19 protein-coding genes are annotated in these 26558 nt (G+C 68.2%); 14 read left to right on the top strand and 5 right to left on the bottom strand.

What is annotated here, in order from left to right; translation table 11 throughout:
- The first annotated feature begins 404 nt into the window (after positions 1-404).
- The 5 genes from nirB (at position 405) to PGB34_RS22430 (ending at position 7173) form a co-directional block, all read left to right on the top strand.
- Positions 405-2930 carry a nitrite reductase large subunit NirB gene (gene nirB, locus PGB34_RS22410; protein ID WP_271430336.1) on the top strand — a complete coding sequence of 842 codons (2526 nt, stop codon included), beginning with the start codon at positions 405-407 and terminating at the stop codon, positions 2928-2930.
- 9 nt (positions 2931-2939) lie between these two features.
- Positions 2940-3278 (top strand): nitrite reductase small subunit NirD, encoded by a 339-nt coding sequence (nirD, locus tag PGB34_RS22415; protein WP_271430337.1) that lies wholly within the window; start codon positions 2940-2942, stop codon positions 3276-3278.
- Between the two features lie 38 nt (positions 3279-3316).
- The gene (locus tag PGB34_RS22420; RefSeq protein ID WP_271430338.1) at positions 3317-4129 is read left to right on the top strand and encodes a formate/nitrite transporter family protein; all 813 of its coding nucleotides are present in this window, start codon (positions 3317-3319) and stop codon (positions 4127-4129) included.
- 11 nt (positions 4130-4140) lie between these two features.
- Positions 4141-5901: a bifunctional protein-serine/threonine kinase/phosphatase gene (locus PGB34_RS22425; RefSeq protein WP_271430339.1), complete on the top strand. Its 1761-nt coding sequence runs from the start codon at positions 4141-4143 to the stop codon at positions 5899-5901.
- Between the two features lie 168 nt (positions 5902-6069).
- A complete protein-coding gene (locus PGB34_RS22430; RefSeq protein WP_271430340.1) occupies positions 6070-7173 on the top strand; it encodes an alkene reductase in 1104 nt (367 codons plus the stop codon).
- A 13-nt stretch (positions 7174-7186) separates the two neighbouring features.
- Here the strand turns inward: PGB34_RS22430 and PGB34_RS22435 are convergent, their stop codons facing one another.
- Complete coding sequence (locus tag PGB34_RS22435) at positions 7187-9490, bottom strand: heavy metal translocating P-type ATPase (RefSeq protein ID WP_271430341.1); 2304 nt, start codon at positions 9488-9490, stop codon at positions 7187-7189.
- A gap of 189 nt (positions 9491-9679) precedes the next feature.
- On the opposite strand from PGB34_RS22435, the gene PGB34_RS22440 reads away from it, so the two are divergent.
- Both PGB34_RS22440 and cueR read left to right on the top strand, forming a co-directional pair.
- A complete protein-coding gene (locus PGB34_RS22440; protein ID WP_271430342.1) occupies positions 9680-9898 on the top strand; it encodes a heavy-metal-associated domain-containing protein in 219 nt (72 codons plus the stop codon).
- 5 nt (positions 9899-9903) lie between these two features.
- A complete protein-coding gene (gene cueR, locus PGB34_RS22445; protein WP_271430343.1) occupies positions 9904-10332 on the top strand; it encodes a Cu(I)-responsive transcriptional regulator in 429 nt (142 codons plus the stop codon).
- Positions 10333-12628: 2296 nt separating this feature from the next.
- On the opposite strand, the gene PGB34_RS22450 is transcribed toward cueR, so the two are convergent.
- On the bottom strand, positions 12629-13642 hold the full coding sequence (locus tag PGB34_RS22450; protein WP_271430344.1) for a YcjF family protein: 1014 nt from the start codon (positions 13640-13642) through the stop codon (positions 12629-12631).
- A 127-nt stretch (positions 13643-13769) separates the two neighbouring features.
- Between PGB34_RS22450 and creB the strand changes: the two genes are divergently transcribed.
- Entirely contained in the window at positions 13770-14534 is a 765-nt protein-coding gene (gene creB, locus PGB34_RS22455; RefSeq protein WP_271430345.1) for a two-component system response regulator CreB, read from the top strand.
- Positions 14535-14570: 36 nt separating this feature from the next.
- Positions 14571-16031, top strand: coding sequence for a two-component system sensor histidine kinase CreC (creC, locus tag PGB34_RS22460; RefSeq protein ID WP_271430407.1), 1461 nt, complete (start codon positions 14571-14573; stop codon positions 16029-16031).
- A gap of 22 nt (positions 16032-16053) precedes the next feature.
- On the opposite strand, the gene PGB34_RS22465 is transcribed toward creC, so the two are convergent.
- Together PGB34_RS22465 and creD are read right to left on the bottom strand one after the other, a co-directional pair.
- A complete protein-coding gene (locus PGB34_RS22465; protein WP_271430346.1) occupies positions 16054-18510 on the bottom strand; it encodes a penicillin-binding protein 1A in 2457 nt (818 codons plus the stop codon).
- 27 nt (positions 18511-18537) lie between these two features.
- Positions 18538-20049 (bottom strand): cell envelope integrity protein CreD, encoded by a 1512-nt coding sequence (gene creD / locus PGB34_RS22470; RefSeq protein ID WP_271430347.1) that lies wholly within the window; start codon positions 20047-20049, stop codon positions 18538-18540.
- A gap of 320 nt (positions 20050-20369) precedes the next feature.
- On the opposite strand from creD, the gene PGB34_RS22475 reads away from it, so the two are divergent.
- The 5 genes from PGB34_RS22475 (at position 20370) to PGB34_RS22495 (ending at position 25703) form a co-directional block, all read left to right on the top strand.
- Positions 20370-22448: a VIT and vWA domain-containing protein gene (locus PGB34_RS22475; protein ID WP_271430408.1), complete on the top strand. Its 2079-nt coding sequence runs from the start codon at positions 20370-20372 to the stop codon at positions 22446-22448.
- Positions 22449-22452: 4 nt separating this feature from the next.
- Positions 22453-23436, top strand: a complete 984-nt coding sequence (gene xrtQ / locus PGB34_RS22480; RefSeq protein WP_271430348.1) for an exosortase Q — start codon at positions 22453-22455, stop codon at positions 23434-23436.
- Positions 23429-23992: a hypothetical protein gene (locus PGB34_RS22485; RefSeq protein WP_333909043.1), complete on the top strand. Its 564-nt coding sequence runs from the start codon at positions 23429-23431 to the stop codon at positions 23990-23992. Before xrtQ ends, PGB34_RS22485 begins: the two co-directional genes overlap by 8 nt.
- A gap of 112 nt (positions 23993-24104) precedes the next feature.
- Positions 24105-25397, top strand: coding sequence for a biosynthetic peptidoglycan transglycosylase (locus tag PGB34_RS22490; RefSeq protein WP_271430350.1), 1293 nt, complete (start codon positions 24105-24107; stop codon positions 25395-25397).
- Between the two features lie 141 nt (positions 25398-25538).
- Complete coding sequence (locus PGB34_RS22495; RefSeq protein ID WP_271430351.1) at positions 25539-25703, top strand: hypothetical protein; 165 nt, start codon at positions 25539-25541, stop codon at positions 25701-25703.
- Here the strand turns inward: PGB34_RS22495 and PGB34_RS22500 are convergent.
- On the bottom strand, positions 25687-26331 hold the full coding sequence (locus PGB34_RS22500) for a Fic/DOC family protein (protein ID WP_271430352.1): 645 nt from the start codon (positions 26329-26331) through the stop codon (positions 25687-25689). The genes PGB34_RS22495 and PGB34_RS22500 overlap by 17 nt on opposite strands.
- Positions 26332-26558: the final 227 nt, after the last annotated feature.

Here is a 26558-nt window from a genome sequence, read left to right on the forward strand (position 1 = left end):
GCGCAAACAAACCCAAAAAGGCGGCCCATGGGTGGCCGCCGCGAGAACGCCCCGTCCCGGCGCCCTGGCGCACAGGCACGGGGCGTTTTTCATCCTGCAAGCGGCAACAGTTGCAGACATTGCCAGTCCAAAGCGCTTCTGACGACAATTTCTGAGCAGGCATCGAACTTGCTTTAACTGTTCCGAGCCCCGGCATGGTCGCCGCGGGCTCACCCACCTCCGCTAACGACGGCGGAACTCGAGCAAACGGGAGGCCTGCGCCTGCGCAGCACCGATTTGCCTGTTTCCACCCGATTCACTGACGTGATCGCGCGGGGGTGCTCTGCACCCGAACTGCGCCGTGGCCCTGATCCAGGAAGCGCCATGGCCTGCCGCAAGAACGCGCCGGTGTGCAGGAACCCCCCATGAAAATCGTCGTTGTCGGCCACGGCATGGTTGGCCACAAGTTTCTAGAGCAGCTGCATGAGCAGGGCCTGAGCCAGGCCGAAGTCACGGTGCTGTGCGAAGAGCCGCGCGCAGCCTACGACCGCGTCCACCTGTCCGAATTCTTCAGCGGCAAGACGGCCGAGGACCTGTCGCTGGTGGAGCCGGGCTTCTTCGAAAAGACCGGCTTCTCGCTGCGCCTGGCGGCCCGGGCCGTTGCCGTGGAACGGCGCGACCAGACCGTCACCACCGCCGACGGCGAAGTGCTGCCCTACGACAAGCTGGTGCTGGCCACGGGCTCGGCTCCCTTCGTGCCGCCCGTGCCGGGGCGCGACAGGCCGCATTGCTTCGTCTACCGCACCATCGAGGACCTGGAGGCCATGAAGGCCTCGGGCGCCAAGTCCAAGAGCGGCGTGGTGGTGGGCGGCGGCCTGCTGGGCCTGGAATGTGCCAAGGCGCTGCGCGACCTGGGCCTGCAGACGCACGTGGTGGAGTTCTCGCCGCGGCTGATGGCCGTGCAGGTGGACGACGGCGGCGCACGCGTGCTGCGCCACAAGATCGAGGCCCTGGGCGTGCAGGTGCACACCAGCCGCAACACGGTGGAGATCGTGGACGGCGCCACCGCGCGCCATCGCATGGTCTTTGCCGACGGCACCTGGCTGGAGACCGACATGATCGTGTTCTCGGCCGGCATCCGCGCGCGCGACGAGCTGGCCCGCCAATGCGTGCTGGCCATCGGCCCGCGCGGCGGCGTGGTCATCGACGACCACTGCCGCAGCAGCGACCGCAATGTCTACGCGATCGGCGAATGCGCCTCGTGGAACGAGATGGTCTACGGCCTGGTGGCGCCGGGCTACGACATGGCGCGCGTGGCGGCCAGGCACATCGCCGGCGACGCGAATGCCGCCTTCGCCGGTGCCGACATGAGCACCAAGCTCAAGCTCATGGGCGTGGACGTGGCCTCCATCGGCGATGCCCACGGCAAGACCCCGCGCAGCCAGAGCCTGCACTACGTGGACGAGCGCAAGCAGGTCTACAAGAAGATGGTGATCAGCGAAGACGGCAAGACGCTGCTGGGCGCCGTGCTGGTGGGCAATGCCGACGAATACGGCACCTTGCTGCAGACCGCGCTCAACGGCATCGCGCTGCCCGACGAGCCCGAGTTCATGATCCTGCCCTCCTCCGATGGCAAGGCCAAGCCGGGCCTGGGCGTGGAGGCGCTGCCCGACAGCGCGCAGATCTGCTCGTGCAACAGCGTCAGCAAGGGCCAGATCTGCGCGGCCGTGGGCGAAGGCGCCTGCACCATCGGCGAACTGAAGGCCTGCACCAAGGCCGGCGCCACCTGCGGCGGCTGCGTGCCGCTGGTCACGCAGGTGATGAAGTTCGAGATGGGTCGCCGCGGCATGGCCGTGAACAACCACGTCTGCGAACACTTCGCCTATTCGCGCCAGGAGATCTACCACCTGGTGCGCGTGGGCCAGATCAAGACCTTCGACGAGCTGCTGGCCCGGCATGGCAAGGGCCTGGGCTGCGACATCTGCAAGCCCGTGGCCGCCAGCGTGCTGGCCTCGATCTGGAACGAGTTCGTGCTCCAGCCCCAGCTGGCCAAACTGCAGGACAGCAACGACTACTTCCTGGGCAACATCCAGAAGGACGGCACCTACTCCGTCGTCCCGCGCATGCCCGGCGGCGAGGTCACGCCCGACGGCCTGATCGCCGTGGGCCAGGTGGCCAAGAAGTACGGCCTGTACACCAAGGTGACGGGCGGCGCGCGCGTGGACATGTTCGGCGCGCGGCTGGAGCAGCTGCCGCTGATCTGGGAAGAGCTGATCGCAGCCGGCTTCGAGAGCGGCCACGCCTATGGCAAGTCGCTTCGCACCGTCAAGAGCTGCGTCGGTTCGACCTGGTGCCGCTACGGCGTGGACGACTCCGTCGGCCTGGCCGTGCTGCTGGAGAACCGCTACAAGGGCCTGCGCGCGCCGCACAAGATCAAGTTCGGCGTCTCGGGCTGCACGCGCGAATGCGCGGAGGCGCAAGGCAAGGACGTGGGCATCATCGCCACCGACAAGGGCTGGAACCTCTACGTGTGCGGCAACGGCGGCATGAAGCCGCGCCATGCCGAGCTGATCGCCAGCGACCTGAGCAAGGACGCGCTGATCGCGCTGATCGACCGCTTCCTGATGTTCTACGTGCGCACGGCCGACCGGCTGCAGCGCACCAGCACCTGGCGCGAAAGCCTCGAAGGCGGGCTGGACTACCTCAGGCAGGTGCTCATCGAGGACTCGCTGGGCATCGGCGCCGAACTCGAGGCCCAGATGCAGCACGTGGTGGACACCTACCAGTGCGAATGGAAGACCGCCGTGACCACGCCGGCCGTGCGCCAGCGCTTCAAAAGCTTCGTCAACAGCGAAGTGCCCGATGCGCGCATCGTCTTCGTCAAGGAGCGCGGTCAGATCCGGCCTGCGCGCCCCGAAGAGCGCACGCCCGACACCACCGCCACCGCCTGAGGAGCACGCATGTTGACCAAGACCCTGAGCTGGACCGCCGTCTGCGCGGCCGAGGACGTGGTGCCCCATACCGGCGTGTGCGCGCTGGTCGAGGGCCGGCACGTGGCCGTGTTCCGGCTGGCCGACGATCGCTTCGCGGCCATCGACAACATCGACCCCAAGTCCGGCGCCAGCGTGCTCTCGCGCGGGCTGGTCGGCAGCCTGGGCGAGCGCGTCGTCGTGGCTTCGCCGCTCTACAAGAACCACTTCGACCTGGCCACCGGCGAATGCCTGGAAGCGCCCGAGCACTCGGTGCGCGTGCACGCCGTGCGTGTCGAAGACGGCCGCGTGCTCGTGGCCCTGAACTGAACTGACCCCGTCCCCACCCTGCTTTCCGGAAGAGATCCATGGCCTACCTTGCCCCCACCGAATTCGTGACCAAGATGGTCGACGCTGGCGAATCCAAGCTGCTGATGTCCACGCGCGATACCTTGATCCGCTCGTACATGGCCGGCGCCATCCTGGCGCTGGCGGCCGCCTTCGCGGTGTCCGTCACGGTGAACACCGGCAACGCCCTGGTTGGCGCGATGCTGTTCCCGGTCGGCTTCATCCTGCTGTACCTGCTGGGCTTCGACCTGCTGACCGGTGTGTTCACGCTCGCGCCGCTGGCCGTGCTGGACAAGCGCCCCGGCGCCACCTGGTCCGGCGTGCTGCGCAACTGGGGCCTTGTGTTCTGCGGCAACTTCGCCGGCGCCTTCACGGTGGCGGTGTTCATGGCCATCATCTTCACCTTCGGCTTCTCCGAAGCACCCAATGCCATCGGCGAAAAGATCGGCCACATCGGCGAAGGCCGCACCGTGGGCTATGCGGCCCATGGCGCCGCCGGCATGCTGACGCTGTTCATCCGCGGCGTGCTGTGCAACTGGATGGTGTCCACCGGCGTGGTGGCGGCCTTCATGTCCACCTCGGTGTCTGGCAAGGCCATCGGCATGTGGATGCCCGTGATGGTGTTCTTCTACATGGGCTTCGAGCACAGCATCGTCAACATGTTCCTGTTCCCCATCGGCCTGCTGCTGGGCGGCAACTTCACGATCATGGACTACCTGATCTGGAATGAGATCCCCACCGTGCTGGGCAACCTGGTGGGCGGCCTGACCTTCGTGGGCCTGACGCTGTACTCCACGCACTACAAGACGGCCCCCAAGCGCAAGGCCGCCTGAGCCCCGCGCGCGTGAGCCCGCGCACCCTGCAGGTCAGCCTGGGCCAGCACTCCGCGGCGGCCCCGGGAAAGGCGCTCAACCAGGACTTCCATGGCGCCATGCTGCCCGGCGGCGCGCTGCTCGCGCGCAAGGGCATCGCGCTGGCCGTGGCCGACGGCATCGGCTCCAGCCCCGTGAGCCAGGTGGCCAGCGCCGCGGCCGTGCGCTGCTTCCTCGATGACTACTACGCCACCTCCGAGGCCTGGTCGGTGCGCCGCGCGGGCCTGCGCGTGCTGGCAGCCACCAATGCCTGGCTGCATGCGCAGGACCGCCACAGCCATGCGCGGCTGGACCGCGACCGCGGCCATGTCTGCACCTTCAGCGCACTGATCCTCAAGGACCGCAGCCTGCACCTGTTCCACGTGGGCGACTCGCGGGTGTACCGCGTGCATGCCCAGGCCCTGGAGCAGCTCACGCAGGACCATCGCGTGAACCTGGGCGATGGCGCCACGCTGCTGGGCCGGGCCCTGGGCGCCCAGGCTTCGGTGGAGATCGACCACCATTGCTGGCCGGCCGAAGCCGGCGAGCTGTACCTGCTGGCCACCGACGGCGCCTGCGCGGGCCTGGACGCCGCGCGCGTGCATGCGGCGCTGGCGGCCTGCGAGGGCGACGACCTGGACGCAGCCGCACGCCAGCTGGTCGCACAGGCCCAAAGCACGCCGGGCTGCGCCGACGACGCCACCGTGCAGATCCTGCGCATCGACGCCCTGCCCGCCGCCACGCACGGCAGCGGCTCGCTGCAGGCCCGGCGTGAAGGACTGGCCCTGCCGCCTGCGCTGGCGCCGCGCAGCCAGTTCGAAGGCTTCACCCTGGTGCGCGAACTGCACGTGGGCCCGCGCAGCCATGTGCACCTGGCCGTTGACTCGCACAGCGGCCTGCAGGCCGTGATCAAGGTGCCGGCCACGGAGATGCGCGAGAACGCCGCCCACCTCGACAGCTTCGTGCTCGAGGAATGGGTGGCCCGGCGCGTGGACAGCCCGCATGTGATCAAGGCCTTCGGCGCGCTTCAGGCACCAGCGCGCCAGCACCTGTTCGTGGCCCTCGAACATGTGCAGGGCCAGACCCTGGCGCAGTGGATGGTGGACCATCCGCGCCCCGGCCTGGATGCCGTGCGCGGCCTGGTCACGCAGCTCGCGCGCGGCCTGCAGGCCCTGCACCAGTGCGAGATGCTGCACCAGGACCTGCGGCCCGAGAACGTGATGATCGACCCCCAGGGCACCGTGAAGCTGATCGACCTGGGCTCGGCCTGGGTGGCCGGCCTGCATGACGAAGCCGCCGCACCCGGCCCCGACACGCCCGCGGGCAGCCTGCAGTACAGCGCGCCCGAGTACTTCACCGGCCAGGGCGGCGATGCCCGTTCCGACCTCTTCTCGCTGGCCGTGCTGTGCTACCAGATGCTCAGCGGCGAGCTGCCCTACGGGCTGCAGGTCACGCGCGTGCGCCACAGCCGCGACGTGCAGGCGCTGCGCTATGAATCGCTGCGCACGCACCGCCCCGACCTGCCGGCCTGGGTCGATGCCGTGCTGCGCAAGGCCCTGCACCCCCAGCCCCACCGGCGGCAGGAAGCCGTCTCCGAATTCGTCTTCGACCTCAGCGCGCCCGGTGAAGCCTTCACCCGGCCGCGGCGCCAGCCGCTGGTGCAACGGCATCCGGTGCGCTTCTGGCAGGCGTGCACGGCCCTGCTGGCCATGGCGCTGGTGGCCCAGGCGGCCTGGCACGTTCTGGGGCGCTGAGCCGCGCCGCTGCTCTACCACCGCGGCGCACTTGGCGCTGCAGCAAGGTTGTACGGGCTGCACTACGCTCGGCCCTCCACCGCGCTGCCTCGCGCCTTCTTTCCAAAGGGCCGGCAGGCACGCACGGTGGACCTCTTCCACGACTTCCACCTTCGCTTTTTCTCTTCCATGCCCACTCTGTTCGACCCCGTGCAAGCCGGTGAGCTGCAACTGGCCAACCGCATCGTCATGGCGCCGCTCACGCGCAACCGTTCGCCGGGCGCCATTCCGCGCGCTATCACGGCCACCTACTACGCGCAGCGCGCCACGGCCGGGCTGCTGATCAGCGAAGCCACCGCCATCAGCCAGCAGGGCCAGGGCTATGCCGACGTGCCGGGCCTGTACGGCACCGAGCAGTTGGACGGCTGGAAGCAGGTGACCGACGCCGTTCACAAGGCCGGCGGCAAGATCGTGACGCAGCTGTGGCATGTGGGCCGCGTCTCGCACACCGAGCTTCAACCCGACAACGGCGCGCCCGTCGCCCCCTCGGCAGTGGCGGCCAAGACCAAGACCGTGCTGATCAAGGACGGCGTCCCCACCTTCACCGAAACCTCGGTGCCGCGCGCCCTGGCCGCCGAAGAAATCCCCGGCATCGTGCAGGCCTACGCCGTGGCCGCACGCAATGCCGTGGAAACCGCGGGCTTCGATGGCGTGGAGATCCATGCCGCCAACGGCTACCTGATCGACCAGTTCCTCAAGGACGGCGCGAACCAGCGCAGCGACGACTACGGCGGCTCCATCGAGAACCGCGCCCGCTTCCTGCTGGAAGTCACGCGCGCCGTGGTCGATGCCGTGGGCGGCGGCAAGGTCGGCATCCGTCTGTCGCCCGTCACGCCCGCCAACGACATCGTGGACAGCAACCCGCAGCCGCTGTTCGACCATGTGATCCGGCAACTGGCGCCACTGGGCCTGGCCTACGTCCATGTGATCGAAGGCGCCACGGGCGGCCCGCGCGAGCTGCAGGACCGCCCCTTCGACTATGAAGCCCTCAAGGCCGCCTACCGCGCCGCGGGCGGCAAGGCTGCCTGGATGGTGAACAACGGCTACGACCTGCCCCTGGCCGAAACCGCCGTCAAGGAAGGCGACGACCTCGTGGCCTTCGGCCGCCCCTTCATCGCCAACCCCGACCTGGTGCGCCGCCTGCGCGAAAAGGCGCCCTGGAACGCGCTGGACAAGGCCACGCTCTATGGCGGCGGCGAGAAGGGCTACACCGACTACCCGGCCCTGGCCTGAGCATCACATCCGGTCAGCGCTGCTGCTGCTGCCGCGGCCTCCAGCGCCGCAGCAGCAGCGCGTTGGCCATCACGCTCACGCTCGAAGCCGCCATGGCCGCGCCGGCCACGATCGGACTGAGCAGGCCGGCCGCCGCGAAGGGAATGCCCACCACGTTGTAGGCAAAGGCCCAGAACAGGTTCTGCCGGATCTTGGCCACCGTGCGGTCCGACAGGTCCAGGGCCTGCCCCACCAGCGTCAGGTCGCCGCGCATCAGCGTGATGCCGGCCGCTTCCATGGCCACGTCGGTGCCGTTGGCCATCGCGATGCCCACGTCGGCCGCGGCCAGGGCCGGTGCGTCGTTGGCGCCGTCGCCCACCATCGCCACCGTGTGTCCGCCCTGGCGCAGCTGCTGCACGGCCTGGGCCTTGTCGGCCGGCAGCACCTGGGCCCGCACGTCCTCGGCCGCGATGCCCACGCGCGCGGCCATCGCGCGCGCCGCCGCCTCGTTGTCGCCCGAGATCATGACCACGCGCAGGCCCCGCGCGCGCAGGCTGGCCACGGCTTGCGCAGCGCCGGGCTTGGGCTCGTCCCTGAAGGCCAGCAGTGCCTGCAGCTGCGGCTTGCCGTCGGCTTGGGGCAGTCGCAGCAGCGCAGACAGCGAAGCGCCTTGCGCCGCCCAATGCTGCGTCAGCGCCGCATCCACCGGCACGCCCAGTTCCTCGCACCAGCGCAGGCTGGCGATGGCCCATTCACCGGCCTGGTCCTGCACCTGGCCCTGCACCCCGCGGCCGGGCACGGCGCGCACGGCCTGGGCCGGTGGCACGGCCAGCGCACGCTCGCGCGCCGCCTGCACCACCGCGCGCGCCAGCGGGTGTTCGCTGCCCGACTGAAGCGCAGCGGCCACCGCCAGCGCAGCCTCGGAGGCCACGCCCGCCACGGGCTCGAAACCCACCAGCGCCGGCTTGCCCAGCGTGAGCGTACCGGTCTTGTCGAAAGCCACCGTGTCCACGCGATGCGCCAGCTCCAGCGCGCGTGCGTCCTTGATCAGGATGCCGTGCCGCGCCGCCGTGCCGGTGCCGGCCATCACGGCCACGGGCGTGGCCAGGCCCAGCGCACAGGGGCAGGCAATCACCAGCACCGCCACTGCATGGATCAGGGCCTGCTCGACGCCCGCGCCCAGCAGCAGCCACCAGGCCAGGAAGGTCAGCAGCGCCAGCACCAGCACCACCGGCACGAAGACAGCCGCCACCCGGTCGACCAGGCGCTGGATCGGCGCCTTGGCCGCCTGCGCGTCTTCCACCAGCCGGATGATGCGCGCCAACACGCTCTCGGCGCCCGTGGCCAGCACCTGCACCACCAGCCGGCCTTCCCCATTGACCGAGCCGCCCGTGAGCCGGTCGCCCGCCTGCTTGGGCACGGGCAGCGGCTCGCCCGTGAGCATGGCTTCGTCCAGCGCCGACTGGCCTTCGAGCACCTGCGCATCGGCCGGCACGCGCTCGCCCGGCCGCACCACCAGCCGGTCGCCCACCATCACTTCGGCGATCGGCACGTCCACCTCCTCGTGCCGCGCGCCACGCTGCTGCAGCAGGTGCGCCGTCTCGGGCCGCAGTTGCTGCAGTGCACGGATCGCAGCCGTGGCCTGGCGCTTGGCGCGCGATTCGAGCCACTTGCCCAGAAGCACCAGCGTGATCACCACGGCCGAAGCCTCGAAGTACAGATGCAGCGCTTCATGCCCCGCATGCGCGCCCGTGGCGCTGCGCCACCACAGCCACAGCGACAGGCCGAAGGCCGCGCTGGTGCCGATGGCCACCAGCAGATCCATGTTGCCGGTGCCGGCGCGCGCGGCATGCCAGCCCGCGCGATAGAAGCGGGCCCCGAGCCAGAACTGCACCGGCGCGGCCAGCAGCAGTTGCAGCCAGGGCGAAGGCATCCACCTCAGGCCCAGCGGCATCAGCAGCATGGGCAGCACCAGCGGCGCCGACAGCAGCAGGCCTGCCGCCACGGGACCGAAGCCAGCCCATGGTGAAGCCGAAGCCTCCTTCGTCGCTGCCTCGGCCGCGCGCGGCGCATAGCCGGCGGCACGCACGGCACGATGCAGCTGCGCCTGCATCTGCCGCGCGGCCTCGGCATCGCCTGCCGGCAGGTCGGCCAGCACGCGCGCCGACTCCGTCGCCAGGTTCACGCTGGCGCGGGCCACACCGGGCACGCGTTCCAGGGCACGCTCCACGCGCGCCACGCAGGACGCGCAGGTCATGCCTTCCACGCCGAGGTCAAAGGAAGACGACGCTGCCGTGGCCGCCGCCGCTGAAGAAGAGGATGGAGGATCGATGTGCATGCTTGGAGCCTAAAGCTTCTCATCATGAGAAGGTCAAGCCTGCTCGCACGGCATCCCTGCTGCCGCACGGGTGAAGCACAAAGGGCTTGACTCTGACATCATGAGAAGGTTGATGATCACCGGCCTTTCCTTCCTTCCCTCTCTTTCCTGCGTTGCACCGTGCCGATGCGGCACAAGGAGTCTTTTCACATGAACCCCGATTCGCAGAACGCCCATCACTTCCAGGTCCAGGGCATGAGCTGCCAGCACTGTGTGCGTGCCATCGAAGACGCCCTGCAGACGCTGGATGCGCAGGCCGCCGTGCGCGTGGACCTGTCCACGGGCCGGGTCGACGTGCGCAGCGGCCAGCCCCGCGAAGCCCTCGCCGCGGCCATCGCCGAAGCCGGCTATCAGGTCCAGCAGGGCTGAGCGCCATGGCCACCGCAGCACACTCGCAGGCGGGCGCGCCGGTTTCCATCGGCACGGCCGCCCAGCGCTCGGGCGTGTCTGCGCGCATGGTGCGGCACTACGAAGGCCTGGGCCTGCTGGCCTCGGTGCCGCGCACCGAGGGTGGCTACCGCCAATATGGTGAATCGGATATCCACACCCTGCGCTTCATCAAGCGTGCGCGCGAACTGGGTTTCACGATGGAAGACATCAGCGAGCTGGTGGGACTGTGGCACAACCGCCGACGCAGCAGCGCCCGCGTGCGGCAGATCGCCCAGAAACACCTCGGCGATCTGGAGGCGCGCATCGCTGCGCTGCAGTCCATGCAGCAGACCCTCGCTCACCTGGTTCACTGCTGCCACGGCGACAGCCGCCCGGACTGCCCGATCCTGGACGACCTGGCGGGCGAGGCCTGAAGCGAAGGGCGGGTTTTCCCCGATTTCTCCCCACATCAGCTGGATAACTTTGTGGGCAACTTGCGGGCTTTGTTGTAAAGGCGTCGCAAGTTGTTGATTTAGCAGGACTTTAAACAGACTGCTACTTTTTTCCGCAGTGCACAGTTTTGCCGGCGCATTGCTTTCCCAGAATCCGAACAGGCTGTCAAAGGACAACTCTGGGGAGAATCCAGGCAGAAGTCCATGGCTTATCCACAGCTCGGCGTGGGGCGCCGAGCACCCGTGGCGGAGGCGATGGCTTCTATTCCAGACCTATTCACAGCCTTGTTCGCACCCCAAGTGCTCGTCAGCACTGCATAAAGCGGTGCTTTCCACAGCCACGCCTTTGCATCGGCGTCGCGCCCTTGCGCCCGTGACGCCGACATGAACAAGTCAGGCGACGCAGCCTCGCCTGAAAAAATCCGCCTTCTTCAGAGCCACGGCTCGTGCTTTTTCCTGGCCTGCCGCAAAACACAGCCAGCGCGGGTGCGCGTGCTCGCCAAGCGCAGGCCGAGCGTGGAGGGACCGGCGATCCGCCCCTTTCTCCCCACATTGACTGGATAACTTTGTGGGCAAGTTGCGGGCTAGGTTGTAAGAAGCTCGCAACCCATTGATTTCAAAAGACTTTCAACACATTGATGAAATTTTGTGCAGTGCACAGAATGCGTTGGCCGGCCCCTTTCCCAGATTCTGGAGACAGTGTCAAAGGACAAAGTTGGGGACATTTCCGGCACAAGACCCTGCTTATCCACAGCACAGCGGGCACGGCGCATCTTGTTCATGCGCGCGTATCACCCTGGAAGCAGGCCTGCACACATCCTTCCACCTGCTGCAAGCGGCTGTCGCGCCAGCAGAAAAGAAGGTTTTCCACAGCGGCGGCGCATGCCTATCTACTACTACTAATTAGAAATAGAAGAAATTAGCAAAACAAAGAGAGCGCCGCGGCCCTAAAAAAAAGGGATTGCTGCCTTCCGTGAAGCTCTGCAGCGCTCGCCGCCAGGCGACACCATTTGGTAAACGCTTTTCTTTTTGGCTCCGTGTGAACATTGAAGGGCGCCGGGGCCGCCATGCACGGCCCAGGACGCGGCCGTGTGCGACCGACGCAGGCCTTGCCCGGGACTTCAAGGCTGGGTGTCTTTCAGCGCGCGGCAGGCTGCCTCTTGAACAGGCGCTCGCTCATGGCCTGCACGTTCTCCCCACAAAACTTGAACAACTTTGTGGGCAACTTGGGGCCAGGGCTGTAGGGATTCTGCAAGCCCTTGATTCTTAAGGACTTAATACAAGTTGCCTGTCGTTTGGGCAATGGATGAAAAGGGCCACTTCCATCCCATCCCAGAAAGAAGACGCCGCGTCAAAGGATAAAGCTGGGGATATCTTCAGCCCAAAGTGCGAGCTGTCCACAGCGCCCGGCAGCTGCTCAATCTTGTTCAACTCCGGCCGGCGCATCGCGCAGGCGCTGTGCACATGCTTGCGGCTGACGCAACGGCTTGTCAGCCCAGGGAAAAAGCCGGTTATCCACAAATCTGCGCGTCCTTATCTACTACTACTAATCAGAAATAGAAGAAATAACTGGGAAGAAAGCAGAACATGCGCCGCAGAAAAAAAAGGGCCCCTCTGCTTTTGCCGTCAGCAATGTCCGGTGCCGCGAAACCAAGCAACCAGCCAGCCTGTATGAGCGCGACGGACGAGTCGCGTGTCATCCGGATCCGATCGCATCCGACGGATGCGCCCCAACCTTGCATGCCTGGCTTCCCAGGCGCTTTCCGTCGAGCTGGGGCTCAGCGCCGGAAGGCAGCAGGCCGCACGCAAAAGCTGCCTTGTTTTTGATCTTCTCCCCATAAAACATGGACAACTTTGTGAACAAGTTGGGTCCATTTTTGTAAACACGCCATAACTCATTGAAAACAAAAGACTTTCAACGGATTGCCCGCAAATTCAGCAGTGCACAGCTGGATGCAGCGGCGGCCATATCCCAGATCAGAAGCGCAGCGTCAAAGGACAAGTCTGTGGGTAAGTGCATCTTTACCTGTGGGTGAACTGCGCAGGCGAGCTCGGCGGCCCTGCGGCAGGGCGCCACGCGGGGAGCAATCCTGCCTTTATTCCACATCTTCATCCACAGCCCGGATGACCGGCCGGCGCGGCCCGGCCTGGCTTCTCCACAGGACGGCGTGTCTACCTTTGTGCCGCGTCAGCGTCGTTCGCAGGCGCAAAAAAAAAGCGGCCCGAGGGCCGCTTCCTTGCACCTGCTTCAGCCCGGGGCCGAAGGACGAGCGGGCCGTCAACGCCCCCTGACCATGGCCATCACCTTGGCTGTGTCCAGCGTGCGGGCCTGTTCCTGCATCTGGGGCAGATAGGTGGCGTGCAACTGCTGGCCCTGGGCTACCACCCTGGCGTAGCTGTCCTTGAGCATCTGCGTCGACAGCTGCCGGCCGCCGCCGTAGTAGCGCTTGGCCACATGCCCCAGCGCATAGGTGGTGGCGAAGCTCATGCCCGAGCTCACGGCCTGCTTGCCCACGCCGCGCAGCATGCCGCCACCCACCTTGCCCAGCAGACCGCCGATGAGCTTGCGCCCCGCCTGCTCCAGGTACTGGGAAGTCAGGCCCACGCCCACCGTGGCCAGGAAGTCCTTGATGTGGCCCTTGTCCAGTTCGTAGCCGTGTTCCTTGCCGATGCCGTAGACCAGGCGCATCTGCAGGGGAATGATGGCCAGCGTGGACAGGCTTTCGGGCAGCAGCTCCAGCGCGCCGTTGAGGATGGCTGCATTGAGGATGCGCTTGTCCATCGCGGCCTCATCCACCGCGGGGCGGCTTGGCGCCGGAGCCGTGGAGCCGGCCGACGGCAGATCGGCGGGCACCGGCACGGGCAAGGCGGCGCTGGCTGCGGCGCCGGCCAGCGGCGGCACCGGAGCGTCCACGGGTGCCTGGGCCAGCGCTTCGGCTGCGTCGTCCATGGCCTGCGCCTCGCGGCCGTCGAGCTTCAGCGCGTCGCGCAGTTCGCGCAGGAACTGGCGCTCGGCCTCGCTCTGGCCGCCGTCGGCATCGCACACGCAAACGGCCATCTCGTAGGCCAGGTGGCGCGCGCCCTCGTCCTGCAGCGAAGCGGCCACGCTGGCCAGCGTCTGGCGCTTGAGCAGAACGTCCTGATACAGCGAGGGCAGATGGATGTCCCCGGCCTGGGCCAGGCTTTCGGCGATGCGCCTGACTTCCTCGCGCTCCCGGTCATGCTTGCTGCCGTCGGCAAAAGCGGCCATCAGGCAGAGCGTGACGATGCTGCGGCTGTCCTGGGGATTCATGTCTAAGAGACCTTTCCTGAATGTTTTGGGTGAATTGGCGGCGATATGAACCCCTGTTGGGCTGCGATGCCGCACAAAGGTTCCATCTCGGTCGGCCGGGGCGTACGGCCCGCTACCATCGACCACCATGTCTTCCAAGCCTCGCATCCTGATCGTCGAAGATGAATCAGGCATTGCCGACACCTTGCAGTACGTGCTGCGCAGCGACGGGTTCACGCCCGTGTGGTGCGAGACGGCCGAAGCGGCCCTGCAAAGCTTCAGGCAGGAGCTGCCCGCGCTGGCCATCCTGGACGTGGGCCTGCCCGACATGAACGGCTTCGAGCTGTTCAAGCAACTGCAGGCCCACCTGCGCGAGCGCGCCCTGCCCGAGGTGCCCATGGTCTTCCTCACGGCCCGCAGCGACGAGATCGACCGCGTGGTGGGCCTGGAACTGGGCGCCGACGATTACATCGCCAAACCTTTTTCACCGCGCGAGCTGGTGGCGCGCGTGCGCACCATCCTGCGGCGCAGCCAGCGCGCGGGCATCTCCGCGCCGGCCGCAGCGCCGCCCACGGTTTCGGTTTCGGCTGCGCCCGCGGCTGTTATGCCGCCGCTGCCCTTCGTGGTGGACCACGAGCGCATGCTGATCCGCTACTACGGCCAGCCGCTGGAGCTCTCGCGCTACGAATACGGCCTGCTGCGCCTGCTGGTGCAGCGGCCCGGGCGCGTGTTCACACGCGACGAACTGCTCAGCCAGGTCTGGGACGACGCGAGCGAGAGCTTCGATCGCACGGTGGACGCGCACATCAAGACCTTGCGCGCCAAGCTGCGCGCGGTGGCGCCCGAAGTGGAACCCATCCGCACGCTGCGCGGCACGGGCTATGCGCTGCATGAAGACCTGCCCGCCCGCTGAGGCACAGGCCCGCGTGCCGCCGTGGGGGCCGCGTTGATCTCGCGCCGCACCCGCATCTTCATCGGCATCCTGCTGATCTATGCGGCGGGCATCGGCGCGCTGCTGTACAGCGTGATGCAGGACATCGACCCGCGCTACCGCGAATCGGCCGAGGAGTCGCAGGTCGAAACCTCCCAGCTGCTGGCCAGCCTGATCGAGCAGGACGTGTTGGCCGGCGCCATCAACGTGCAGCGCCTGGTGCCGCTGTTCCAGTCGGTCTACGGCCGCGAGTTCTCGGCCCAGATCTACAACCTGCACAAGCAGAAGGTGGAGCTGCGCGTGTACGTGACCGACCGCAACGGCCGCGTGCTTTTCGATTCCATGGGCCGCGCCATGGGCGCCGACTATTCGCAGTGGCGCGACGTGGCGCGCACGCTCGCGGGCCAGTACGGCGCGCGGGCCACGCGCGACGTGGAAAGCGACCCGCGCAGCTCGGTGCTCTACGTGGGCGCGCCCATCCGCTGGGCCGGCGAGATCGTGGGCGTGGTCAGCGTGGGCAAGCCGGTGCAGAGCTTCGGCCGCTTCGTCGAAGACGCGCGGGCGCGCACGCTGTGGGTGGGCATCGGCTCGGCAGTGGCGCTGCTGGTGTTCGCGATCATCGTCTCGGTGTGGCTGGTGCGGCCCTTCGGCCTGACGGCCGACTACATCCGCTGGCTGCGCACGCAGCGCGGCTTCCATCCGCTGCGCATGGCGCGCCAGGGCCTGACGATGCTGCGCAGTGCCGTGCATGAAATGCGCGATGCCGTCACGGGCCGCAACTACGTGGCCGACTACGTGCAGACCTTCACCCACGAGATCAAGAGCCCGCTCTCGGCCATCCGCGGCGCGGCCGAGCTGCTGCAGGAAGAAGGCATGCCGGCGCAGGAGCGCGCGCGCTTCCTGGCCAACATCGAGCGCGAGACCTTGCGCGTGCAGCACATCGTGGACCGCATGATGGAGCTGACGGCGCTGGAGGCGCGCCGGGTGCTCGAGCGCGTGGCGGTGGTGCCGCTGCGTCCGCTGCTGGAAGAAGTGGCCGCCAGCGCGGGCGCCGCGGCGCGCCAGCGCCAGGTGCACGTGCGCCTTCAGCTGCGCGGCGACGCGGCCGTGGAAGGCGACCGCTTCTTGCTGCAGCAGGCCCTGTCCAACCTGCTGGCCAATGCCATCGACTTCTCGCCCGTGGGCGCAGAGGTGCTGCTCTCTCTGGAGCGCAGCTCACGCCAGGCGCGCATCGGCGTGCGCGACCACGGCCCCGGCATTCCCGACTATGCGCGCGACAAGGTCTTCCAGAAGTTCTATTCGCTGGCCCGCCCGCACAACCAGAAGAAGAGCACGGGCCTGGGCCTGGCCTTCGTGCAGGAGATCGCCACCCTGCACAGCGGCCGCATCGAGCTGGCCAACGCCGCAGGCGGTGGCGCGCTGGCCGTGCTCACGCTGCCGACCACGGCGCAACGCGTGGAACCCACACGCGATGAGTGAATGAAACGCCCAGGCGGCCGCGTCAGCGGAAGATGTCCAGGATCCGGTTGCGCTCGGGCGATGAAGGCGGCGGCGGGGCGCCCGGTGCCGGGCCCGCGCCATAGGCTTCGGCCGGCACGCTGCTGCCAAAGCCGGGCACCTGGCCGCCGGGCATCACGGGGTACAGGGGCGGGTACAGCGGGGCCTCTTCCACACCCAGCTGCTGCACACCGCCGCCATGCGCGTACTCGGCAAAGGTCCAGTCGCCGCCCGCGTCCAGCACGCCCTCGGGCGCCTTCAGCGCGGCCACGGGAACGCCCTTGAGCGCGCTTTGCATGTAGCGCGTCCACACCGGCAGGCTCAGACTGCCGCCGGTTTCGCCGCGCACGCCCAGCTGGCGCGGCGTGTCGTAGCCCATCCAGGCCACGGCCACGCGCGTGCTGGCAAAGCCGGCGAACCAGGCATCGTGCGAATCGTTGGTGGTGCCGGTCTTGCCGTACAGGTCGTCGCGGCGCAGCGCCGTGTACGCACGCCGCCCGGTGCCGTTCTTCACCACGCTGGCCAGCAGCGTGTCCATCACGAAGGCATTGCGCTCGGGGATCGCGCGCGGCATCTGGTCGAGCACCGGCGGCTTCCATTCCTCGATCACCTGGTCGCGGTGGTCGGTCACGCGCGTGATCAGCAGCGGCGGCAGCTTCCAGCCACCGTTGGCGAAGACGGAATAGGCACTGGCCATCTGCAGCGGCGTGACGGCGCCTGCGCCCAGGGCCATCGGCAGGTAGGCCGGATGCTTCTCGGCCTCGAAGCCGAAGCGCGCGATCCATTCCTGCGCGTACTGCGTCCCGATGGCATCCAGCACCCGGATGGTCACGAGGTTCTTCGACTTGGACAGTGCGTCGCGCAGGCTCATCGGGCCTTCATAGGTGCCGTCGTAGTTCTTGGGCTCCCAGGGCTGGCCGCCGGTGCTGCCGGCCTCGAACACCAGCGGCGCGTCGTTGACCACCGTCGTGGGCATGAAGCCCTTTTCCAGCGCCGCCGAATAGATGAAGGGCTTGAAGGCCGAACCCGGCTGCCGCCAGGCCTGCGTGACGTGGTTGAACTTGTTCTTGTTGAAGTCGAAGCCGCCCACCAGCGCGCGCACGGCGCCGTCGCGCGGGTCCAGTGCCACCAGCGCGCCCTCCACCTCGGGCAGCTGGGCCACGGTCCAGGACGGCGTCTTGCCTTCGGTCTGCATCACGCGAATGATGGAGCCGCGCCTGATCTGCAGGTTGGGCGGCGCCTTGGAAGCCAGCCCGCGCTGGGCCAGCTGCAGGCCACGGCCCGTGATCTCCACCGTCTCGCCATTGGCGCGCACGGCCCGCAGCTTCTTCGCGTCGGCCTGCAGCACCACCGCGGCCCGCAGGTCGCCGTTGTCGGGGTGGTCGCCCAGCGCGTCGTCCACCGCGGTGTCCAGGGCCTTCTCGTCCTGTGTGTCCTCGGGCAGGTTGACGAAGCCTTCGGGCCCGCGCCAGGGCTGGCGAAGCTCGTAGTCCATGATGCCTTCGCGCAGCGCGCCATAGGCTGCGCGCTGGTCGGCATCGGTCAGCGTGGTGTAGACCTTCAGGCCGCGGGTGTAGGCCTCGTCGCCGTACTGCGCCACCATCTGCTGGCGCACCATCTCGGCCACGAACTCGGCGCGCACGCGCTGCGGGTCGGCCGGGTCGCGCAGTCTCAAAGGCTCGGCACGGGCCGCGTCGGCTTCTTCGGCGCTGAGGTAGCCGGTCTCGTGCATGCGGTTGATCACGTACTGCTGGCGCGCCACGGCGCGACGAAGGTTGTTGACCGGGTTGTTGGTGCCGGGCGCCTTGGGCAGGCCGGCCAGCATGGCCGCTTCCGACACCGTCAACTGCTGCACCGGCTTGCCGAAGTAGGTCTGCGCCGCGGCCGCAAAGCCATAGGCGCGGTTGCCCAGGTAGATCTGGTTCAGGTAGATCTCCAGGATCTGGTCCTTGGTCAGCCGCTCTTCGAGCCTGTAGGCCAGCAGCACCTCGTTGAACTTGCGCGTGAGCGTGCGTTCGGAACTGAGGAACATGTTGCGCGCCACCTGCATGGTGATGGTGGAAGCGCCCTGGGCGCGGCCGCCCGACAGGTTGGCCACCAGGGCGCGCATCAGGCCCTTGCTGTCCACGCCGCCGTGCTGGTAGAAGCGCGCGTCCTCGGTGGCCAGCACGGCGTCCTTGAGCACCTTGGGCATCTGATCGATGGGCACGAGCTGCCGGCGCTCCTCGCCGAACTCGCCGATCAGCGAACCGTCGGCAGAGAACACGCGCAGCGGCAGCTTGGGCTTGTAGTCGGCCAGCGAAGACACGTCGGGCAACTGGCGCGAGACCAGCAGAAAGGCCACGCCGGCCGTCACCACGCCGGCCACGGCCAGGGCCAGCAGCCCGCCCAGGCCCCACAGCAGCATGCGGCGGGTGCGCGGCGCGGCCGCCAGGGCCTGGATCCGAGAGAGAAAAGTCATGTTGTTCTTCAAAAGTAAGCGCCGGCTTCAGCTTTTGACAGCGGGTGCGGCGGGGCGAATGCCCGGGCGATCGGAGCCATTGGACAGCGCATACCAGTCAACGTTCCGTGTCAGCAGCATCAGGGTGGCCAGCATGCCGAAGGTCAGCAGCGCGCCCAGCAGCAGGGCGTTGCTTTCCGAGGCCAGCAGGCCGTACAGCGCGGCATAGAGTACGCCCACGAAGGCGCCCAGTCCCAGGCCACGCCGCGCGCTGCCCAGCACCGCGCTGAAGTAGGCCATGAGCAGCAGCACGCTGGCGCAGGCGGACAGCGCATAGGCCTGCCAGAAGCTTAGCTTTTCAGACAGGGCCACCAGCAACAAAAAGAACAGCGCAATCGACAGCCCGACCAGCCCGTACTGCACCGGATGCAGGCGCAGCTGGCGAAACAGCTCGAACATGAAGCAGCCCAGCAGCACCAGGCCGATGATCAGCGCGCCGTACTTGGCGGCGCGGTGGCTCATCGTGTACACGTCCACCGGCTGGGCCAGCGAGACGGCGAAGGTGTCGATGCTGCCCGTGGATGCGCGCGCGGCTTCGGCGGCGCCGTAGTCCGCGGCCTGCATGGCCTGCGCTGTGGCGGCACTGGCCGCGCAGCCTACCGACCCATCGCAGGCGGCTGCGGGCGAAAGCGCCGTCGGCGCCTCGGCCTTGAGGTGCCGTGCCAGCTGCGAGCGCGCATCGCTGGTCAGCGACGAGATCTGCCAGCGCGCATCAAAACCGCTGTCGGTGACCGTGCGCTCGCTGGCCAGAAAACGCCCGCCGAAGGCCGGATGCGGCCAGGGCGAGGTGAGGTGCGCCTGCGTGTCTTCGGCCAGCGGCACGATGTCCAGGCGGTTCTGGCCCACCAGCTGCAGCTTCATGTCGAAGCCCGGGCCGGCCTGCAGCGCCTTCAGCGCTTCAGGCGGCAGCGGCGCATGGATGCCCTGCCCGGGCACGCCCGGAATGCCGGGGCGGAACTTCAGCGTCAGGCCGCCCAGCGTGGCTTGCGGCATGCCGACGATGCCGCGCACATCGCTCAGCGACAGCGCCAGCATCGGCATGCCCATCTCCAGCCGCCCGCCCTTCTCGGTGGGCGCGGGCGGCTGCGTGGGGATCTGGAAGCGCCCGCTCAGGCGGCCGTCGAGCTTGTAGAACAGGACTTCGAAAATGCCGCGGTAGCGTGACTCCGGCAGCATCTGCCCTTCGATGCGCAACTGCTCGGGCATCAGCAGGGTCTGGCGGCGCTTGTGCCGTGCCACCTGGCCGATGATTTCTCCTTCGCTGTTGCGCTGGTCCTCGACCCAGTGCTCCGTCCACGGCAGCAGCAGCAGCGGCCCGGTCAGCGTCTGCGCGCCGGCATGGGTGGCGGCCAGTTCCTGCACGGCCTCGTCGCGACTGCCGCGCCGCTCCGCCACCAGGCTGCCGATCTCGCCCAGCGGAATGCACAGCAGCAGCATCAGCACGATCAGCGCGGCCACCTTGGCAAGCGCCGAATGGCGCAGGGTTTTGACGTTGAGCATCGTTCTTTCCTCTTCGGGTTGTGTCATGGCGTGGCCTGCATGGTCGACCGCACAGCCGAAGCAGCGATGAAGCCTGCGGGCGCGCCCGCGCACCAGGACTTCACACGGACTTCACACAGCGCCGTCGTGCGCAAGGCGGCTTCTTCTTTCCTTCCTCATGCCTTCTCTTGCGAAAAGGACAGTGGCGCTACCGACCACCACAACCATCGGGAAGGAACACGACCATGCACAGCGTCACAAACGAAGAAGAGCAGGAGCAACAGCGCTGCACCCAGGAAAGGCCCAGCGGCTGCAGGAGCGTGTCGCTCTGGCTGGCCACCATGGGCCTGGCCGTGGGCTGCTTCGCGCTGCTCACCCTGCGCCCGGTGCATGCCCAGCCGGCACCGCGCGAGAAGACCGAAAGCCCCTACTTCTTCGTCAAGAGCGATTCGCCCGAGCTGGACCGCCTGCCGCTCAAGAGCACGCAGGTGGATGTGCGCATCGCCGGCGTGATTGCCGACGTGACCGTCACGCAGAGCTACCGCAACGAAGGCACGCGGCCCATCGAAGCCAAGTACGTGTTCCCCGGCTCCACCCGGGCGGCGGTGGGCGGCTTGAACGTGCGCCTGGCCGACCGGCTGATCACGGCGCAGATCCGCGAGAAGCAGCAGGCGCGCATCGAATACGAGACCGCCAAGACCGAAGGCAAGACCGCCGCGCTGCTGGAACAGCACCTGCCCAACGTGTTCCAGATGAACGTGGCCAACATCCTGCCCGGCGACGACGTGAAGGTGGAACTGCGCTACACAGAACTGCTGGTGCCCCAAAGCGGCAACTACCAGTTCGTGTTTCCGACGGTGGTGGGGCCGCGCTACGCCAGCGCCGGGCCGCCCCAAGCTGGCGTCGGCCCCCTCGGGGGGCAGCGAGGACACGAAGTGCCGAGCGTGGGGGCACGTCTCAGTCCTTCATCGGAGAACGCGCAGGCCAAGTGGGTCGCGCAACCTACGCTGCGCGAAGGCGTCGCACCGTCCACGCAGTTCACGTTCAAGGCCAGCATCGACACGCCCATGGGCTTGCAGGAAGTGCGCTCGCGCACCCACGCCATCGACGTGAAGAAGACCGAGCGCGACCGGCATGCCGAGGTGCTGCTCAAGAGCGATGGCCGCCCGCAGGACAACCGCGACGTGGTGCTCGACTACCGCCTGGCCGGCGAGCAGGTTCAGTCGGGCCTGCTGCTGCACAAGGGCCAGGGTGATGGTGCCGAGAACTTCTTCCTCGCCATGATCGAGCCGCCCAAGGCCGTGGCCGCCAGCGCCATCAGCCCGCGCGACTACATCTTCGTGGTCGACATCTCGGGGTCCATGCACGGCTTTCCGCTGGACACCGCCAAGCAGGTGCTGCAGCGCCTCATTGGCGGCCTGCGGCCCAGCGACACCTTCAACGTGCTGCTGTTCTCGGGCAGCAGCAAGATGCTCAACGACAAATCGGTGCCCGCCACCAGCGCCAACATCGCGCAGGCGTTGGCCACCATCGAGCGCTACCAGGGCGGCGGCAGCACCGAGCTGATCCCGGCGCTCAAGCGCGTGTATGCACAACCCAAGGCCGAAGGCGTGTCGCGCAGCATCGTGGTGGTGACCGACGGCTACGTGAGCGTGGAGCGCGAAGCCTTCGAGCTGGTGCGCCGCAACCTGGACAAGGCCAACCTCTTTTCCTTCGGCATCGGCTCGTCGGTCAACCGGCATCTGATGGAAGGCCTGGCCCGCGCCGGCATGGGCGAGCCCTTCATCATCACCGACCCCGTGCAGGCGCCCGAGCAGGCTGCGCGTTTTCGCCGCATGGTCGAATCGCCCGTGCTGACCAACGTGCGCGCCACCTTCAACGGCCTGGACGTGTACGACGTGGAACCCAGGCAACTGCCCGACGTGCTGGGCGAGCGCCCCGTCATCGTGTTCGGCAAGTGGCGCGGCGAGCCCACCGGCGGCATCACCCTCGAAGGCCGCAGCGCCAGCGGCCCGTGGCAGCAGCAGATCCGCATCGACGCAGACACGCCCCGCAGCACGCCCGCGCTGCGCGCGCTGTGGGCCCGCCACCGCATCGCGGCGCTGAGCGACCAGGAAGCGCTGCAGGCGGGCGACGACCTGCGCCAGGCCATCACCGACCTGGGCCTGAAGTACAGCCTGCTGACCCAATACACCAGCTTCATCGCTGTGGACAAGGTGGTGCGCAACACCAGCGGCTCGGTCGATGGCGTGAACCAGCCGCTGCCCCTGCCCCAGGGCGTGAGCAACAACGCGCTGGGCGCCGAAGTTCCCAGCACGCCCGAGCCCGAAACCCTGGGCGCCATGGCCGTGGCCCTGTCGGTGCTGCTGATGCTGCGCCGCCGCGCCCGCCGCCATGACCCGCGCAAGCTCACGGCCTGATGCCATGACCCTCACTCACCTCGCCCAACATCACCCGCGCTGGCTTGATGCCGGCATCCGCCTGGACCGCGTGGGCGCGCCCTTCTGGCTGGCCGCGCAGGCGCTCGCGCTGTGGCCTGCCTGGTGGTGGATGGCCCGCCGGCTGGCCGACGGCTCCGACGATCCGCTGGGCCTGCTGGCGCTGGCCGCCCTGGCCACGCTGGCCTGGCAGCAGCGCCGCGCGCTGCGCACGGCACCGCGCCTGGGCTGGCTGCTGCTGGCCGGCGCCGCCACCATGGCCGCCACGCTGCTGCGCACCGGACTGGGCCCGCTGCCAGCCTTCCCGCCGCTGCTGACCAGCCTGATGGCCGTGCTGGCCATCGCCTGCGGTCTGTTGGCCTTTCTGCCGCGGCCGCCCGTGCAGGCCGGCACGGCATCGCCAGCGCAGGGTGTGGCCGCACTGCCCGTGCTGGGGCTGGCCGTGCTGGCGCTGCCGCTGCTGTCTTCGCTGCAGTTCTATGCCGGCTACCCGCTGCGCGTGCTCACGGCCGAACTGAGCCAGTGGCTGCTGATGCCCTTCTTCAGCAGCGTGGCGCGCGAAGGCGCCAGTTTGTGGATCGCCGGGCGGCTGGTGATCGTCGATGCGCCCTGCTCGGGCGTGCAGATGGTGTGGCTGGGCTACTTCACGGCCTGCGCCACGGCGCTGTTCATCACGCGCTGTTCGGGCCGCAGCTTCCTGGCCCGGCTGCCGGTCGTCAGCGCGCTGGTGCTGGGCGGCAATGTGCTGCGCAATGCGCTGCTGGTGGCGGCCGAAGGCGCAGACCGCGCCCTGCCCGGCTGGGCGCACGAAGCGCTGGGCCTGGCCGTGCTAGCCGCGGTGTGCGGCGGCATCGCGTTCTTCATCAGCCGGCCTGCGCGCCGCGCCATCGCACCGGCCAGCGGCTTTTTTGCCCGGCCTGCCGGTCTGATCACCACAGCTGGAGCCCGCCATGTGGACACGCATGCCTGATCGCCTTTTCTTTCTGGCCAACAGCTTCGTGCATCGCACGCTGCACAAGCTCGTGTTCGCGGCCGTGCTGGGCATCTGCCTGCTGTGGGGCACGGCCGGCGCCCTGCGCGCACCGGCCCATGCGGCTGCCGCCACCAGCGCTGCGCACGAATGGCCGCGGCAATGGGACGGCGCCGCGCTGCGTCCGCTGGCCCTGGGCGAGGTGGAAGCGCGCTTTGCGCGCCAGTTCCCGGGCCAGATCGCGCGCATGACCGATGGCGCGCGCGTGTTCGTCATGCGCCATGTGACCGAACCCACGCGCATGCTGCATCCGGCCACCGACTGCTATCGCGCGCTGGGCTGGCGCATCGAGCAGGCGCGGCTGGAGCGAGACGCACAGGAGCGCCTGTGGCGCTGCTTCACGGCCCGGCGCGAGCACGCCGTGCGCGTGTGCGAGCGCATCGAAGACGCGGCGGGCCAGTCCTTCACCGACACCTCGGCCTGGTACTGGGCGGGCGTCGGCGGGAAGTCTGCGGGCCCCTGGCAGGCCGTCACCCTGGCCACGCCCCTGCCGTGATCGCCGTGCGGCCTGCGCGCATGTGCGTCGCAGGAACATGGCACCATGCAGGCTGCCGCAAGAAGAGCCGGCCACCCACCCCGCGGGTGGCGGCGAAGGAAGAGTTGTTGTCGTGAAAAGAGCGCTGCGCATCGTGCTGTTCGGGCTGCTGGCCCTGGTGCTGACCGGGGCCGTCGCGCTGGCGCTGGTCGTCAGGATCGGGCTGGCGCCGGCCAAAGGCGAATGGGCGATCGAGCGCAAGGTGGGGCCCCTGACGCTGGAGCTGGGCGTGCCCACGCTGCTGCGCGTGGCCACCTCGCCCTGGCTGGCGCCAAGGCTGGACGGCCTGCGCCTGAACACCCGCTACGGCCCCGTGCAGTTGCGCTGGGTGGACAGCGCCCAGTTGCTCTACCTGCGCTGCGCCCCGTGCAACGCGCAGGTGGCGGCCCTGGGTTCGCAGCCGCTGCAGCTCGATCACCTCCAGATCGGCCTGCACCGTGACGCCAGTCGCCTGCGCGGCACGCTGGAAGCCGCACCGCCGCGCGAGCTGGCAGGCCGCCTGCCCGCGGCAGACGCGCCCCTGCGCGGCCAATGGACCGGCCGCCTGTCGCAAACCGCGCTGGACGTGGACCTGCAGATGCAGGAAGCCCCCATCGCGCGCTGGTACGCGGTCGCCGCGCCGCACCTGCCCGAACTGCAGCGCGCGCGCATCAGCGGCACGTTGGCGCTCCATGCGCAGATCAGCCAGCCTTCGGGCGCCTTCAAGCTGCAGCCGCAGGTGGCGCAATTCAATGTCGAAGGCCTGGGCACCGAAGCCATGCTGGGCGCGCGCAGCAGCTGCGGCGCCCCCAGCCGCCTGACGGACCAGAGCTGGCTGGCGCGCGCCGTCATCGCGGCCGAAGACCAGCGCTTCTTCCAGCACCCGGGCTACGACCTGATCGAACTGGGCGCCGCGCTGGACCGCAACCAGGCCAAGGGCGGCATCGACCGCGGCGGCAGCACGCTGACGCAGCAGTTGGCCAAGATGCTGGTCACCGGCAGCGAACGCAGCCTGGAGCGCAAGCTGCGCGAACTGCTCTACGCCGTGGAAATGGAAAGCACTTTAGGCAAGGCGCGCATCCTGCAGCTTTATTTGGACAACGCCCCCTGGGGCCGCGTGTGCGGCGCCGAAGCGGCCGCGCAGCTTTACTTCAAGCGCAGCGCAGCACGCCTGGAGCCCGCCCAGGCCGTGTGGCTGGCCAGCATGCTGCACGCGCCCGGCCTGGCGGCCGAACGCTGGTCCAAGGAAGGCGGGCTGGACCCCAAGCGCCTGCAGTGGGTGGCCGAGGGCATCCGCGGGATTCCGCGGCGGCAGCGAGAGGCGTTGTTGAAGCAGGTGGAGCAGGCCAAATACCCGTGGGTGGCGGATGGGGGTGATGGAAAGTGAGTCTGGTGACGCGCTCCGGGCGCAGGGCGAGATGCATAGGCCGCGCCTTTCAATTTCAGTGGGCGCTGCGGGCATGCCTCTGTTGTGACGGGCATGCGAAAGGCGTCCGATAATCGCCTGCTCAAGCCGCAAGACCACAGCATGCTCAAAACCACAGCGCTGCAACGCAAAAAGCCCAGCCGCAAGGCACTGCTGCGTGCCGTGGCCAGTTCCACCGCAGTGGAAACGGGCCGCACGGTAGCCCAGCTGGAACAGCAGCTCAAGCAAGCCACGGTGCGCTTCGCGCACATCAAACTGGCCCGCTGAGGCTGGCATCGCCAGCAGCCATGGCTTCGGCCACAAGCTGCGTCATCGGCCCGTAGTCGCCGCCAAGCCCCGCGTGAATCGCGGCGATATACGCCGGCTTGTTCTGTTCCCAGCTGCTGTAGTCCAGGGGCTCATGGCCTGCCTGCACGGCCATCACGTCCGCCAGCAGACGTGACAAGCGGCCGTTGCCCTCGCGAAAAGGGTGGATCAGGATCAGTTCCACATGGGTGACAGCAATGGCGTTCGCCACCTCTTCGGGAGCAACGGCGCCGCAGGGTGTCCATCTTGCCAGGCATTCCCGCTCGAAATTGCCCAGCAACGCTGGCAACAGCGCGGCCGTGGCGAACTGAAAACCGCCTTTGCCCAGGTTCACCGAGCGCTCTTGCCCCGCCCAGGCATACACATTGCCCAGCCACAGGTGGTGCCAATGCCTGAGGTCTGCCACGGACAACGCTCGGTCCGGAAAGTCCTGCAACAGCACCGCGTCGTACAGCTCCGCCAACAGCCGCAACTCCAAGGCGTCCATGTCATCGGCTGAGCGGATGCCCACGAGGTTGCGCAGCACCTGGCCGTTGGAGCCCGGCTCAAACGCACCCTCGGTCCCGGTAGCTTGGTAGCGGTCGGTCATGGCAGCGCCACTCCTTGCAGCAAAGATCCCTTCTCGCGCATCGAGCCTAGCGCACTGTGCGCCTGCACTGGTGCTGGTTCTTCGAGTGATCGGGCTTCTGGATGGCCATGCGGCGGTGCTGTGCGAGGAGCGCTATGTTGACGCGTGGCGCAACGCGGTCAAGCCTCGACCTTATGTGCAGCCTCCAAAGCCACCCGAACCGCTCAAGAACCCCGCCTCACGACAAT

Origin of the sequence: Xenophilus arseniciresistens, from assembly GCF_028023875.1 — a bacterium.
GTDB classification, from domain to species: Bacteria; Pseudomonadota; Gammaproteobacteria; order Burkholderiales; family Burkholderiaceae_C; genus Xenophilus; species Xenophilus arseniciresistens.